Here is a 12949-nt window from a genome sequence, read left to right on the forward strand (position 1 = left end):
TCTGCCGCCCATGCCTACACCAATCTGCATGGTCCCAAGGCTCCGGTGACGGCCACGGTGGTGGGCAATCTGAACTGCACGGAAGCCGGCTTCGACAGCGAGACCCACCATATCGTTCTGGACTTCGGCGCCATGCCCTTCCCGGTGCTCGAAGGCCAGTCGCTGGGCATTGTCCCGCCCGGTGTGGATGCCGGCGGCAAGCCGCATGTGGCGCGCCAGTACTCGATTGCCAGCGCACGCAACGGCGAGCGCCCCGGCTACAACAATCTGGCCTTGACCGTGAAGCGCGTGGTCGAGGATCACCAGGGCCAGCCCGTGCGCGGCGTGGCCAGCAACTATCTCTGCGATCTGCAGGTCGGTGACAAGGTCCAGGTCATCGGCCCGTTCGGCAGCAGCTTTCTCATGCCCAACCATCCGCGCTCGCACATCGTGATGATCTGCACCGGCACCGGCAGCGCGCCCATGCGCGCCATGACGGAGTGGCGCCGCCGTCTGCGCAAGAGCGGCAAGTTCGACAGCGGCAAACTGCTGCTGTTCTTCGGTGCGCGCACGCCTCAGGAGCTGCCCTATTTCGGTCCCCTGCAGAACCTGCCCAAGGATTTCATCGACATCAACTTCGCCTTCTCGCGCGTGGCCGGCCAGCCCAGGCGCTATGTGCAGGACGCCATGCGTGAGCGCTCGGCCGACCTCATGGAGCTGCTGCGCGACGACAACACCCACATCTATGTCTGCGGTCTCAAAAGCATGGAGGACGGCGTCGTGCTGGCCCTGCGTGATGTGGCCCAGCAGGCAGGACTGGGCTGGGATGAACTGGGCGCAAAACTCAAGCGCGAAGGACGTCTGCACCTGGAAACCTACTGACGCACGCAATCCTCGCGCTCCCGTCTGCGGCCAACAGGATCCGCGCATCAAGGCGGTGGCGGCATGTCATGCCCTTGACAGCGCAGCCCCTGCCCGCGCCCTACAGTGCAACGACCATAACCCACGAAAGACATGGCATGAATGCACGGGCGAACTTTCTGCGCATACAAGACAGCACGCGTGAAGACTGGCAGTTGATCGGCGGCGAATTCGCACACTTCACCAGCGGCCTGCCCGACCGGGTGATGGCCCATCTGAAGCTGCTGGAAGGCGACTATGGCGGCTTTCCGGTGGACCGCTATACCCACTCCCTGCAAACCGCCACACGTGCTCTGCGCGACGGCCGCGACGAGGAGTATGTAGTGTGCGCGCTGCTGCACGACATTGGCGACACCCTCGGGTCCTTCAACCACCCGGACATCGCCGCCGCGATTGTCCAGCCCTTTGTGAGCGAGGCCAACCACTGGATGGTCCGGCATCACGGCATTTTCCAGGGCCACTATTTCTTCCATCACATCGGCCTGGACAGGGATATGCGCGAGCAGTTCCGGCAGCATCCGCACTACACGCGCACGGCCGAGTTCTGTGAACTCTATGACAATCCGGCCTTCGATCCCCGGGGCGAGACCCTGCCTCTGAGCGAGTTCGAGCCCATGCTGCGCCGCCTGATGCAGCGGCCCCGGCAAAGCATCTACAAGGCCGCCATGGAATCAACGATGCAGGAGACCCGGAAGTCGTAGCACAGGCCGGCATGGCGCCCGCAGCAATCATCAAAAGATGAGCTTTTATCGCTTGCCCATCAACAAATATGGCAATGATTCAATCCATGTTTGTTTATTTGTAGGCGGCTGCAGCTCATCTTTTTGATGCGTCCTGGTCCGCTCCGCAAGCGTGCTGCCGTCGCAGCTAATGCGCGTAGGCGTCCTGTGCCAACGCACAGGCCAGTATCCAGGCCGGGTCCACCAGCTCGGCGCCGCGGGCCTGCGGTGCCTGCGGCAGCGCCAGCGGGATTTCGGTACAGCCCATGATCACGGGCACGGCGCCATGGCGCTGCAGCAGCGGCGCCAGCGCCTCGCCGAAGCATTGCACGGCCAGCGGCATATCGCCCTGCTTCACGCCCTCGTAGATGCCTTGCATGAGCCGGGCCCGGCCCGCCGGTCCGGGCCGCAGTGCGGCAATGCCGCAATCGGCCAGCGCAGCGTCATAGAGCCCACTGTCATAGGTGCCGTCCGTGGCCAGCACCAGGGCCTGGCGCGCGCCGCCTGCCTTCAGGTACAGCGCCGTTTGCTGCGCGATGTGCAGCACGCGCAACTGCGGAAAAATCGCCTGGATCTGCCCATGCCAGGCATGCGCCGTGTTGCAGGCCAGGGCCACGCTGCGCACGCCCAGCGCCGCCAGCCGGCCCGCGCCCAGCAGCAGATGCGCTGCCGGGCCCGCAGGGGACTGAGGATCGCGGCGCAGCGCCTGCGTGCGGTCGGGCATGGGCAGCTGCACCAGCCAGTGCTCCGGATAGGCCTGGTCATGCACGGGCAGGCCCTGGTCCTGCAGGTGCCGGGTGCAGGCCTGCACGAACAGGCGCACAAAATCCGCGCCCGCTGCGGGACCCATGCCGCCGAGAATGCCCACCGCCCGCATCTCAGAACGCCGGCTTGTCGCCGAGCTCCTGCACATTGCGCTGCAGCGGCTCGCTCATGGGCAGACCCAGGGCCACGTTCTTGGGCGCGATGGGCTGCATGAACCATTTGTCGTAGAGCCTGGCGAAGGCGCCCGACTTCATCATGTCACCGATCACGCCATCCACCAGCCGCTTGAACTGCGGGTCGTCCTTGCGCAGCATGCAGGCATAGGGCTCGACCTGCAGCGCATCGGCCACGACGCGGAAATCCTTGGGGTTCTTGGCGTTGGCGATCAGTCCGTAGAGCAGGATGTCGTCCATGCCAAAGGCCGCGGCACGGTCGTTCTCGACCAGCAGAAAGCCGTCGGCATGATCCTTGGCCATGACGATATTCATGCCCCAGCCCTGCTCGGCATTGGCCTTGCGCAGCACCTGCAGATTGGTGGTGCCGGTGGTGATGGCAACGGTCTTTCCCTTGAGATCGGCATAGTTCTGGATGCCCGAGCTTTTCTTCACCAGCAGCCGCGTGCCGGTGTAGAAATGATTGATGGCAAAGCCCACTTCCTTGGCGCGCACCGTGTTGTTGGTGGTCGATCCGCACTCCAGGTCAATGGTGCCGTTGGCCAGCAGCGGCATGCGGTTCTGCGAGGTCACGGCCTGCCAGCGCACCTCCAGCGTGGGCAGGTTCAGCGCCTTCTTCACGGCGTCTGCCACCGCCTGCGAGAGCTCCACGGTCATGCCGACGGGCTTGCCGTTGTCCAGGTAGCTGAAGGGCACGGAAGACTCGCGGTAGGCGAGCGTGATGCGCCCGCTGTCGCGCACCTTGGCCAGGGTGTCGGCATGGGCGGTGCCCAGAAAGCCCAGACCCAGTGCCGCGCAGAGCACGGTGGAGTGAAGTTGCATGCGGTGTCTCCTCTTCGGTGGTCGATGTGCCGCCAGTGTAGAAAGCACGCCCGGCTCCGGGGGATGACAATATCGGGCTGCTCCATGCCCCAGATTTATGGGTGGCAGCCCAGGACCTGCCAGGCCCCGGGTAAACACGGCCACCGCAAAGGCCCGAACGCAGGCATCGCGCGGGCAGACCATAACCAGGGGGCATACCCTGCATGCCAAATGCCATGGCTGCCCTGCCCCGTACCGGCCTACAGTGCGGCAGCATGAAGAAACGATCAATGCATGTCTGCATCGTGGGCGCCGGCATCGTCGGCCTGGCCAGCGCCTATGCGCTGCAGCGCGCGGGCTGCCGCGTCACGGTCCTGGAGCGCGGGCCCGGCCCGGCAGCGGGTGCCAGCGGCGGTAACGGCGCACAGCTCAGCTATTCCTACGTGCAACCGCTGGCCGATCCCGGCATCTGGAAGATGCTGCCGCAGCTGCTGCTGGCAAAGGACTCGCCGCTGGCCCTGCGCCTGCGCGCCGATCCCGCCCAATGGGCCTGGGGGCTGCGCTTTCTGGGTGCCTGCAATGCGCGCGCCTCCATGGCCGGCACGCAGGCGCTGCTGAGGCTGGCCGCCGAGAGCCGACAGGCCTTCGAGAGCCTGCAGGCGCTCGAGTCCCTGTCGTGCGCTCTGCACACGCCGGGCAAGCTGGTGCTGTACGGCAGCCAGCAGGGCCTGGATGCCGCGGCCCGCCAGGTGGCCCTGCAATCGCGCCTTGGCGGGGCCAGCCAGCAGGTGGTGGATGCGGCCGCAGCCGTGCGCCTGGAGCCCGCCCTGGCCGGCTACGCGGGCCGCATGGCGGGAGCCGTGCACACACCCAGCGAAAGCGCCGCCGACTGCCGCCAGCTATGCGAGCAGCTGGCGGCGCTGCTCGCCCTGCGAGGCGCCGAGTTGCACTACGACACCGAGGTGCTGGGCTTCGAGCGCCAGGGCGATGCCGTCACCGGCCTGCGTACCGCCACCGGGCTGCTGCAGGCCGAGCACTACGTGCTGGCCAGCGGCTGGGAAAGCGCAATCCACGCGCGCCAGCTGGGGCTGCGCATTCCCGTCTATCCCCTCAAGGGCTACAGCATCACGGTGGACATCCCCTGCGACCACGCCCATGCCGCGCCGCGCGTGAGCGTGACCGACACGGCGCGCAAGGTCGTCTTCGCGCGCCTGGGCCAGCGCCTGCGCGTGGCCGGCATGGTGGAGATCATGGGCCGCGACACGCGCATCGATCCTGCCCGCATCGACAGCCTGCGCCGCTCCACGCAGCAGGTCTTTGCCCAGCTGCCGCTGCAGGGCTCGCTGCATCCCTGGAGCGGCATGCGCCCGGCCACGCCCACGGGCCTGCCTATCACCGGCCGCCAGCGCGGCGGCCCGCGCAATCTGTGGCTGCAGACCGGCCATGGTGCGCTGGGCCTGACGCTGGCTTTCGGCTCGGCGCAGCGGCTGGCTGCGCAGATGCGCGTGGACTGAGCGCGGGCCTGCCGCTCAGGACGGAATCAGAAGCTCGCGCAGGGCCTTGCGCATTTCCTGGGTCATGGCGCGCGCCAGCACCGAGCCCGGGCGCTGGGGCAGGCTCAGCGCGTTCACGGCTACGGTGATGCGCGGCAACAGCGGCACCACGTGAACGCGGCGCCGGTCGGCGGCCAGGGCCGTGCAGCCATCCATGATGGCGGCGCCCAAACCGTATTCGGCCATGGACAGCGCCGCATGGTAGGTCTGTACCGTCACCACGGGCGACAGCCCCACGCCATGCTCACGGCAGGCCTGGCCCAGTCGCATGCCCAGCGGATCGCGTGCATCGAGCGCGACCAGGGGCAGATCGGCCAGATCCTTGAGCTCCATGCCTTCTGCACGCACGCGCGAAGGCGGCAGCAGTCCCTTGGGCAACACGCAGAACATGTCCACCTCGGCCAGCAGTTCGTGCTCCAGCGCAGGCTGGCCCACGGAGCTGATCACAAAGCCCACATCGGCTTCCTGCAGCAGCAGGGCCGACACCACCTGCGGAGTGTGCAGCGCCTGCACATGCACCTGAACCTGCGGATGGCGGCGCCTGAAGCCGGCCATGGCGCGCGGCAGCACCTCGCGGCTGAGCGCGAACACGGTCAGCACATTGAGCCGGTCGGCCGACTGGCCGTGGCGCAGGTTGGCCGCCAGGCGCTGGACCTCGTCGAGCTGCTCGAACAGCTTCTCGATATGCGGAAACAGAGCCAGCGCTTCATTGGTCGGCGTCAGCCGCCCCCGCGCGCGCTGGAACAGCGCAAAACCCATCTGCAGCTCGGCATGCTGCAGCGTGCGGCTGACTGCGGGCTGGGTGACGTTGATCAGGCGAGCGGCCGCACTGACGCTGCCGGTCTGCATCACGGCATTGAAGACTTCGATATGTCGCAGACGCATGCCCTGCCTCCTGCCCCCGCCTCACTCGGACCGAGCGCGCGCCAGGCGTTCGCTCTTCCAGTACACATCGTCACCGCCATCGAGGCGGTTGAGCACACGGGCCAGCACGAACAGCAGATCGGACAAGCGGTTGAGGTACTGGCGCGGAGCGGCTCGCATGGCCTCGGACTGCTCCAGCGCCACCACCTGGCGCTCGGCACGGCGCGCCACGGTGCGGCAGACATGGGCCTGCGCGGCTGCGCGCGTGCCGGCCGGCAGGATGAACTCCTGCAGACGGGGCAACTGCGCGTTGTAGCGGGCCAGCGCATTGTCGAGCTGCAGCAGCGCATCGTCCTTGAGCAGCTCGTAGCCTGGCATGGACAGCTCGCCGCCCAGGTTGAACAGCTGATGCTGGATGTCGATCAGCAGCTCGCGAACATCCTGGGGCATTGGCTCGCACAGCAGCAAGCCGATGTGCGAGTTCAGTTCATCCACGTCGCCCATGGCATGCGGGCGGCCGCTGTTCTTGGAAACGCGGGTGTTGTCTCCCAGTCCGGTGGTTCCGTCATCTCCGGTGCGGGTGGCGATTTGCGTGAGGCGGTTGCCCATAAGTCATCCCTTGTCAAAGCTGCGAGTTTTCAGGACCGGCAACGGCCCTCGGAACGTGTTGACGTTCTCGGATACGGCTGCCATTGTGCGTTACAGCCCGCAGAAAAATGTAGCCTGGGGCAACAGCAGGCAAAAGTGCTGGCCCTCTGCCGTCTCACGGGGTGCAATGCAGTCCTGTCATCGCATAGAGAAGGAATGCCATTCATGAACAAGAAGAATCTGCTCAATTGCAAGGTCTCGTCATTCGAAGTCGTCAGCGTGGTGCTGTTTTCCGCACTCACCCTGGGCGGGGGCATGGCTTTTGCGCAAACCGGCAGCCGCAGCGCCGGCGAGAACAAGGAGCCGACGCGAATCGTGCAATCGGGCGCTGCCACGGGCGTGCAGCAGGCCCCGGCTGCCAAGAGCAGCGTGCAGGCGGCCTTCGAGCGCGCCGACGCCAATCACGACGGCCAGCTCAGTGCGCAGGAAGCGCGCCAGCTGCCCGCCATTTCCCAGCGCTTCGAAGAGATTGACAGCGATCGCGACGGCCAGCTGTCACGCGCCGAATTCGACAAGGGTGCCCAGCAATACTGATATCTGCCGCAGCACCTGCCTGATCACGCTGCGGCGCTGAGTTCCGGCTGCGGCAAGGGGAACTCCTCACCGGCGTAGTCCAGCCGGATTTCGAACTCGCGTCGCAGCAGGCGCTGTGCCCAGTCTTCGACCAGGGTACGCTGTGCAGCACTCACGCCGGCCCCCATTTCCAGGCGTACCAGACCCGGCTCTTCGAGGCCGAAGGCGCGATAGCCGCCCAGCGGCAGCAGGCCCCGGGCGTGGTCCTCGACGGCGCGGAACAGCGCTTCGCCGGATTCGCAAATGGCCGAGGCCACAAAAACGTCGGGGTCGCGCTCCACCCAGTTCAACACATTGCCGATCTGCGCCACCCCATGCGCCCTGCAAGCCTGCGTCACGCCGGGCCGCCCGCCGTCGAGCATGGCAAACACAAGGTCGATATCCGTCTGCTCGACCATGGCCGAAACACAGGTCCTGGCCCAGCCCGGACGATGCTGGTGGCCACAGAACTGGGTGACCAGCCGACCGGAAAAACCGGCGCGCCTGAGTCCGTCCGCATAGGCTGCGCGGCCACGCAGACCCGGCGGCACTTTCTCACCCGAGAAATGCCCCACCCTGCCCGTCTTGCTCCACTGGCTGGCCAGTACCCCGGCAAGGAATGCCGACTGCTCCTGGAGCACCTCGTAGCGCGCCACATTGGCTGCCGCCCAGCTGCCTTGCGTGACCACAAAGGCCTGCTCGGGCCAGCGCTCGGCCAGGATCTGCACCGGACCGTCGCCCTGACCGCCATGTGCAAGAATCAGCGCATAGCGACCGCCGCACAATGCGGACATTTCGGCAGCACGCTGCTGCGCCGATTGCCCGGCGACCCACAGCACATCGACCTCATGGCCGGCCTCTCGCGCCTTGTGGGCTCCGCGCAGTCCCGACTCATTGAAACTGCCCTGTCCTTCGGGGCCGAACAGCACCACGGCATAGCGCGTCTTGCGGGGGGAATACAGGTTCTCGCTGCTCATCGTTGTCTCTTCTGGTTAAAGTTTTGCACCCGTTTTCTTCGCGATATCGCCCCAGGCCAGATGCTGGTCCGCAATCAGCCGGGTGAAGGCTTTGGACTCCATGTCCCGGGTCACGAATCCCTGGGCTTCGAGCGTCTGCGCAAACTCGGGACGCGCACTGATCTGCCGCACCGCGCCGGCGATTCTTTCGGCCAGCGCCCTGGGCAGGCCGGCGGGAGCCGAGATGCCGACGAAATTCTCGGACACCAGCTGCGCCAGCCCCAATTCGGCCACACTGGGCACCGACGGAGCCTGGGCCACGCGGCGCGGCGATGTCAGCGCCAGCAGTTTGAGGCGGCCCTGCTTGTGCAGCGCAATGTTCTGCGGCAGCGCATCGATGGCCAGCTTGATATGGCCGCTGAGCAGATCCGCACGCATCGGGCCGGCACCGCGGTAAGGCACATGCTCCATGGACAGCTTGAGCGTCTGTGCAAACTGCTCGCCCACCAGATGTCCCACGGAAGCGGCGCCGCCGCTGCCAAAGGGCACGGGAGCGGGCTGCTCCTTGATCCAGCTCACCAGTTCGCTCAGGCTGTTGGCGGGCACCGAGGGATGCACGGCAAACACCGTGGGGACCGCGCCGATATAGGCCAGATGTTCGAAGCTGCGCAAGGGGTCGTAGCCAGGACTTTGCAGCAGCGATGGCGCTATCGAGAGCGCCGCCGAATTGGATACCAGCAGCGTGTAGCCGTCATTGGCGCTGTGCGCCACGATCTGTGCGCCAATGGACGATCCTGCACCGGGCTTGTTGTCTATGACCACGCTCTGGCCCAGCTTCTCGGCCAGCGCGGGCGCCAGCACCCGCGCCACGATGTCGCTGGAGCCGCCGGGCGGAAAGGTCACGACCAGCCTGATGGGCCGAGCCGGCCAGGCCTGTGTGGACGCACGCGCAGGCCATGCCGCGCCCAGCATGCCTGCCGCCGACACTCCGGCCAGCCCCTGAATGAAAGATCTGCGACCCGTATCGCGCATAGCTCCGCCCTCCGAACTGCTTTTGGTTTGAAGCGAGCTCTGCAGCGCACGCCATGAGGCTTGTCAATATAGGCACACCAGGTCCAAACCCTAAACACTGAATTCTCATTAGCTCGGGCGAAACTTATCTATGTGCTCATGCGCAGGCACCTGCGCCGCCGCGCAAGCGACGAGGTCCGGGGCATCCGAGATGCCTTGCGCAATGACTGCCGCCACGGCCTCCTGCGGCATGGCCTAGTGCGCAATACGTACATGCCGGGATCGGACCTGGTGGTATTCTTTTTCTCCTCTGGAGACCCCGATGAACGCACCCGTTGCCCATACCTCGCTGCAGCCCGATTTCGTGCAGCGTCCCATCCCCGAAGAATTTCTGAAGGCCCTGCAAACACGTTTCGCCAGCCAGTGCTCCACGGCTTTGGCCGTGCGCGAGCAGCATGGTCGCGACGAAGGCGCGATTGCCGCGCCGCCTCCGGCAGCCGTGGTGTTTGCCGAATCCACCCAGGACGTGCAGGACGCCGTCAGGCTCTGCGACCAGTACGGCGTGCCCGTGATCGCCTACGGCGCAGGATCGTCGCTGGAAGGTCATCTGCTGGCCGTGCAGGGCGGCATCACCATCGACGTCAGCCGCATGAACCGCGTGCTCGCGGTCAACACGGAGGACCTGACCATCACCGTGCAGCCCGGCATCACGCGCAAGGCCCTGAACGAGGCCATCAAGGACACCGGCTTCTTCTTTCCCATCGACCCCGGTGCCGACGCTTCGATCGGCGGCATGACCTCGACCCGCGCCAGCGGCACCAATGCCGTGCGCTACGGCACCATGCGCGAGAACGTGCTGGCCCTGGAAGTGGTGACGGCCAGCGGCGAAGTGGTGCGCACCGGCAACCGCGCCAAGAAGAGCGCCGCCGGCTACGACCTGACCCGCCTGCTGGTGGGCAGCGAAGGCACCCTTGGCATCTTCACCGAGATCACGCTGCGCATCTACCCGCTGCCCGAAGCGGTGAGCGCCGCCATCTGCTCTTTCTCTAGCATCGAGAACGCCGTGCACACGGTGATCCAGACCATCCAGATGGGCATTCCCATCGCCCGCGTGGAACTGGTCGATGTGAACTCCGTGCGCATGGTCAATGCCTACAGCAAGCTGTCCCTGCGTGAAGAGCCCATGCTGCTGATGGAGTTCCACGGCTCCCCCACCGGCGTGAAGGAACAGGCCGAGATGGTGCAGGACATTGCCCATGAATTCGGCGGCAATGCCTTTGAATGGGCCGAGCGCCCCGAAGACCGTACGCGTCTGTTCACCGCGCGTCACAACGCCTATTTCGCGGCGGTCTCCAGCGTGCCCGGGTGCCGCTGCATCACCACCGATGCCTGCGTGCCCATCAGCCGCCTGGCCGATGCGCTGCTGGAATGCGTGACCGAGGCCGATGCCAGCGACATCCCCTACTTCCTGGTCGGCCACGTGGGCGACGGCAACTTCCACTTCGGCTATCTGATCGACCCCGACAACGACGCCCAGCGCCAGCAGGCCGAACAGCTCAACCACAGGCTGGTGGCACGCGCGATTGCGCTGGGCGGCACCTGCACGGGCGAGCACGGCATCGGCATCCACAAGCAGGGCTTCTTGCTGGAGGAGGCGGGAGCCGGTGCGGTGCAGATGATGCGTGCCATCAAGCAGGCTCTGGACCCCAGGAACATTCTGAACCCGGGCAAGATCTTCCAGTTGCAGTGAGCCTCGCTCGCGCTGGCTGAAAACGCGAAAACCATGAAAAAGGGCCTGCAGCTGCAGGCCCTTTCTCATCTCGGTCCAGCGCTTTACTTGCCGACCTTGAGCTGACCGCCACGACCCAGACCGCCCTTGACTTCCTGTGCCTTGTAGTTGCGCAGCGAGATCACCATATTGTTGTAGGCATCCATGAAGGCGGCGACCGTGGCCTTGCCTTCGGGTGAGCGCGAGAAGCCGCCCAGACCACCGCCCACGCCACCGCCGAACGCGCCCATGGCTGCGCCGAAGTTGGTGGCTGTGGAGTTGCCTTCGGAGATGGAGATCTGCACGCCCGAACGGATGTCGAACATGCTCAGCGTCACCACCGAAGCCTTGCTCTGCATGGCACCGCCGATCAGCGTACCCACATTGCCGAACAGGCCACCCACGCCCGCTGCCAGCTGACCGGTGGCATCGTTGTCGATGATGATGGAAGGCTCCATGTAGTAATCGGCCGCCACGCGCTGGCCCTTTTGCTGCTTGGAGCCGGCGCGGAATTCACCGGAGTTGCGCTGCTTGTCGGTGATCGCCGACATCTTGCTTTCGGTGCGGTTGTTGCCGATGGAGGTGATCACAAAGCAGTTGGACTGCTGCACGGCCAGACGGATCAGGGGCTCGATGGTCGTGATCTTGGTGGCGGCGCCAAAGCTCGCATACCACTCCTTGCCGCGACCGTCGTCCACGGCCAGCGTACCCAGAGGTGCATCGCAACGCTCGAGAGAGGCATTGGCATTCACACTGGTGGCACCGCCGGCCGCGCCCGTGGCAGCGGTGGGAGCCGTGCCGGTGGAAACGGTGCCGCCGCCGGGGGTCACGCAGCCGCCCAGAGCCAGGGCCGATGCAATGGCTGCCAGACGCAGCGTTGTCTTCTTGGACATAGAGATGCTTTCTACAAATAAAAAATGTCGAGGCGCTCGACGCGCTTCAGCGGTAATACCAGCCCGACGAGCCCCATACCAGGTAATAGGGCGCGCTCACGTACCAGCGATTCCAGGACTTGCGCTCGTCCTCGATGGCCTGATAGCGTGCTTGGGCATTCTGTTTGGCGGCCTGCGCCTGGGGCAGCAGAGACTTGGCTTCCTTGAAGCCCTTGGCGGCAGCACGCGACAGCCAGGCTTCGGCTTCGGCAGGGTCCGGCCCCATTTCTTCGAAGCCCAGCAGATACAGGCGGCCGAGCGCGAACTGGGCGGGTCCATGACCGGCATCACCGGCCTTTCGCATCCATTCGATGGCCTGATAGCTGTTGCGCTCAACGCCGTCGCCGCGCAGATAGCGCAGGCCCAGGTCATAGGCAGCGCGCGGATCGGCCTGGGTTTTCTGCAGATCGGCCTCGGCCTTTTGCACCAGGGCCGCCTGGCGGCGTTCAGCCTCGGGGTTGACCGGCTCGCCACGGAAGGTCGCGACATTGCGCGGCAGCTCGGAGCAGTTGTTGCCCTCGCACAGACGCACCGTGGACGACGCAGGCGCCAGCTGATCCTGCGGCGTCTGTGCCGCACATGCCGCCAGCGCGAGAGCTGCCAAAGAAAGGCTTGGTAGAGCCAGGCGCATGAATCACTCCTCTTGATTTTCCGCCGGTGAAAGCCGAAAAGTATACATAAGCAAAAAATGGTAATTTTTACGGCGAGATGAACACTCGCATACCCCCCCTAAGGGGGGTAATTTGCACAATATACAAGTGGCTATGCAGGTGAGTACTTGCCTTGCATCACCCTCCGATCATTTGCCCAAGACTCCTCACAAAACTAACAATCTGATGGAAAACAAATCGTCTTTCCTGGTATGGCCTCTGCCTGCGCTGCTGACCTGGCTGCTGGCCTGGGTCGCCTTCTTTGCGCTCAGCCAGGTCGTGGTCTGGTGGCTGGCCCTGCTGCTGGCGGGCGCAGCCAGCTCGGCGGCCAGCCTCTGGGGCCCGAGCTGGTGGCGCCGCCTGCTGATTGCCGCAGGTTTTCCGCTGTCGTTTCTGGTGCTCAGCGCCAGCCAGCTGCCCGCCTGGGGCTGGTTGCTGCCGCTGGCCTTGCTGTTGCTGATCTACCCGCTCAATGCCTGGCGCGATGCTCCCGTCTTTCCGACGCCCCTGCATGCGCTCAAAGGGCTGGCAGAGATCGTGAAGCTGCCCGACCAGGCGGTGGTGCTGGATGCCGGCTGCGGCATGGGCGACGGCCTGCGCGCGCTGCGCAGCGAGCTGCCGCAGGCCCGTCTCCAGGGCCTGGAGTGGAGCTGGCCG

Annotated in this window: 13 protein-coding genes and 1 pseudogene; 6 read left to right on the plus strand and 8 right to left on the minus strand. The window is 65.5% G+C overall.

Annotated features, from left to right (window positions below; all coding sequences use genetic code 11):
• Both boxA and E2583_RS11790 read left to right on the plus strand, forming a co-directional pair.
• A partial coding sequence (gene boxA / locus E2583_RS11785) for a benzoyl-CoA 2,3-epoxidase subunit BoxA (protein ID WP_291596000.1) occupies positions 1-861 on the plus strand: 861 nt, incomplete at its 5' end.
• A 137-nt stretch (positions 862-998) separates the two neighbouring features.
• Entirely contained in the window at positions 999-1601 is a 603-nt protein-coding gene (locus E2583_RS11790) for an HD domain-containing protein (RefSeq protein WP_291596002.1), read from the plus strand.
• Positions 1602-1767: 166 nt separating this feature from the next.
• Here E2583_RS11790 and E2583_RS11795 read toward each other — a convergent pair whose 3' ends face one another.
• Positions 1768-2496 (minus strand): amino acid racemase, encoded by a 729-nt coding sequence (locus E2583_RS11795; RefSeq protein WP_291596004.1) that lies wholly within the window; start codon positions 2494-2496, stop codon positions 1768-1770.
• A gap of 1 nt (position 2497) precedes the next feature.
• The gene (locus tag E2583_RS11800) at positions 2498-3379 is read right to left on the minus strand and encodes an amino acid ABC transporter substrate-binding protein (protein ID WP_291596006.1); all 882 of its coding nucleotides are present in this window, start codon (positions 3377-3379) and stop codon (positions 2498-2500) included.
• 269 nt (positions 3380-3648) lie between these two features.
• Between E2583_RS11800 and E2583_RS11805 the strand changes: the two genes are divergently transcribed.
• Positions 3649-4872: a D-amino acid dehydrogenase gene (locus E2583_RS11805; RefSeq protein ID WP_291596025.1), complete on the plus strand. Its 1224-nt coding sequence runs from the start codon at positions 3649-3651 to the stop codon at positions 4870-4872.
• Between the two features lie 15 nt (positions 4873-4887).
• Here the strand turns inward: E2583_RS11805 and E2583_RS11810 are convergent, their stop codons facing one another.
• On the minus strand, positions 4888-5796 hold the full coding sequence (locus E2583_RS11810) for a LysR substrate-binding domain-containing protein (RefSeq protein ID WP_291596008.1): 909 nt from the start codon (positions 5794-5796) through the stop codon (positions 4888-4890).
• A gap of 21 nt (positions 5797-5817) precedes the next feature.
• On the minus strand, positions 5818-6384 hold the full coding sequence (locus E2583_RS11815) for a cob(I)yrinic acid a,c-diamide adenosyltransferase (protein WP_291596010.1): 567 nt from the start codon (positions 6382-6384) through the stop codon (positions 5818-5820).
• A 204-nt stretch (positions 6385-6588) separates the two neighbouring features.
• Here E2583_RS11815 and E2583_RS11820 point away from each other — a divergent pair, with 204 nt between their 5' ends.
• The gene (locus E2583_RS11820; protein WP_291596012.1) at positions 6589-6957 is read left to right on the plus strand and encodes an EF-hand domain-containing protein; all 369 of its coding nucleotides are present in this window, start codon (positions 6589-6591) and stop codon (positions 6955-6957) included.
• A gap of 23 nt (positions 6958-6980) precedes the next feature.
• On the opposite strand, the gene E2583_RS11825 is transcribed toward E2583_RS11820, so the two are convergent.
• Complete coding sequence (locus E2583_RS11825) at positions 6981-7952, minus strand: BMP family protein (protein WP_291596013.1); 972 nt, start codon at positions 7950-7952, stop codon at positions 6981-6983.
• Between the two features lie 15 nt (positions 7953-7967).
• Positions 7968-8963: a tripartite tricarboxylate transporter substrate binding protein gene (locus E2583_RS11830; protein WP_291596015.1), complete on the minus strand. Its 996-nt coding sequence runs from the start codon at positions 8961-8963 to the stop codon at positions 7968-7970.
• A 301-nt stretch (positions 8964-9264) separates the two neighbouring features.
• Here E2583_RS11830 and E2583_RS11835 point away from each other — a divergent pair, with 301 nt between their 5' ends.
• Positions 9265-10692 carry an FAD-linked oxidase C-terminal domain-containing protein gene (locus E2583_RS11835; RefSeq protein ID WP_291596017.1) on the plus strand — a complete coding sequence of 476 codons (1428 nt, stop codon included), beginning with the start codon at positions 9265-9267 and terminating at the stop codon, positions 10690-10692.
• A gap of 83 nt (positions 10693-10775) precedes the next feature.
• Here the strand turns inward: E2583_RS11835 and E2583_RS11840 are convergent, their stop codons facing one another.
• Entirely contained in the window at positions 10776-11603 is an 828-nt protein-coding gene (locus E2583_RS11840; protein ID WP_291596019.1) for a hypothetical protein, read from the minus strand.
• A gap of 46 nt (positions 11604-11649) precedes the next feature.
• Positions 11650-12273: a tetratricopeptide repeat protein gene (locus E2583_RS11845; RefSeq protein WP_291596022.1), complete on the minus strand. Its 624-nt coding sequence runs from the start codon at positions 12271-12273 to the stop codon at positions 11650-11652.
• A 205-nt stretch (positions 12274-12478) separates the two neighbouring features.
• On the opposite strand from E2583_RS11845, the pseudogene E2583_RS11850 reads away from it, so the two are divergent.
• A pseudogene (locus tag E2583_RS11850) lies at positions 12479-12949 on the plus strand (class I SAM-dependent methyltransferase); the annotation flags it as partial.

The sequence above is a fragment of the Comamonas sp. genome (genome assembly GCF_009360615.1).
Classification (GTDB): domain Bacteria; phylum Pseudomonadota; class Gammaproteobacteria; order Burkholderiales; family Burkholderiaceae_C; genus Comamonas.

Excerpts from the sequence above, each read along its gene's own strand:
- E2583_RS11790 (WP_291596002.1), top strand. The coding sequence starts at position 999 with ATGAATGCACGGGCGAACTTTCTGCGCATACAAGACAGCACGCGTGAA.
- E2583_RS11795 (WP_291596004.1), bottom strand. The coding sequence starts at position 2,496 with ATGCGGGCGGTGGGCATTCTCGGCGGCATGGGTCCCGCAGCGGGCGCG.
- E2583_RS11800 (WP_291596006.1), bottom strand. The coding sequence starts at position 3,379 with ATGCAACTTCACTCCACCGTGCTCTGCGCGGCACTGGGTCTGGGCTTT.
- E2583_RS11805 (WP_291596025.1), top strand. The coding sequence starts at position 3,649 with ATGCATGTCTGCATCGTGGGCGCCGGCATCGTCGGCCTGGCCAGCGCC.
- E2583_RS11810 (WP_291596008.1), bottom strand. The coding sequence starts at position 5,796 with ATGCGTCTGCGACATATCGAAGTCTTCAATGCCGTGATGCAGACCGGC.
- E2583_RS11815 (WP_291596010.1), bottom strand. The coding sequence starts at position 6,384 with ATGGGCAACCGCCTCACGCAAATCGCCACCCGCACCGGAGATGACGGA.
- E2583_RS11820 (WP_291596012.1), top strand. The coding sequence starts at position 6,589 with ATGAACAAGAAGAATCTGCTCAATTGCAAGGTCTCGTCATTCGAAGTC.
- E2583_RS11825 (WP_291596013.1), bottom strand. The coding sequence starts at position 7,952 with ATGAGCAGCGAGAACCTGTATTCCCCCCGCAAGACGCGCTATGCCGTG.
- E2583_RS11830 (WP_291596015.1), bottom strand. The coding sequence starts at position 8,963 with ATGCGCGATACGGGTCGCAGATCTTTCATTCAGGGGCTGGCCGGAGTG.
- E2583_RS11835 (WP_291596017.1), top strand. The coding sequence starts at position 9,265 with ATGAACGCACCCGTTGCCCATACCTCGCTGCAGCCCGATTTCGTGCAG.
- E2583_RS11840 (WP_291596019.1), bottom strand. The coding sequence starts at position 11,603 with ATGTCCAAGAAGACAACGCTGCGTCTGGCAGCCATTGCATCGGCCCTG.
- E2583_RS11845 (WP_291596022.1), bottom strand. The coding sequence starts at position 12,273 with ATGCGCCTGGCTCTACCAAGCCTTTCTTTGGCAGCTCTCGCGCTGGCG.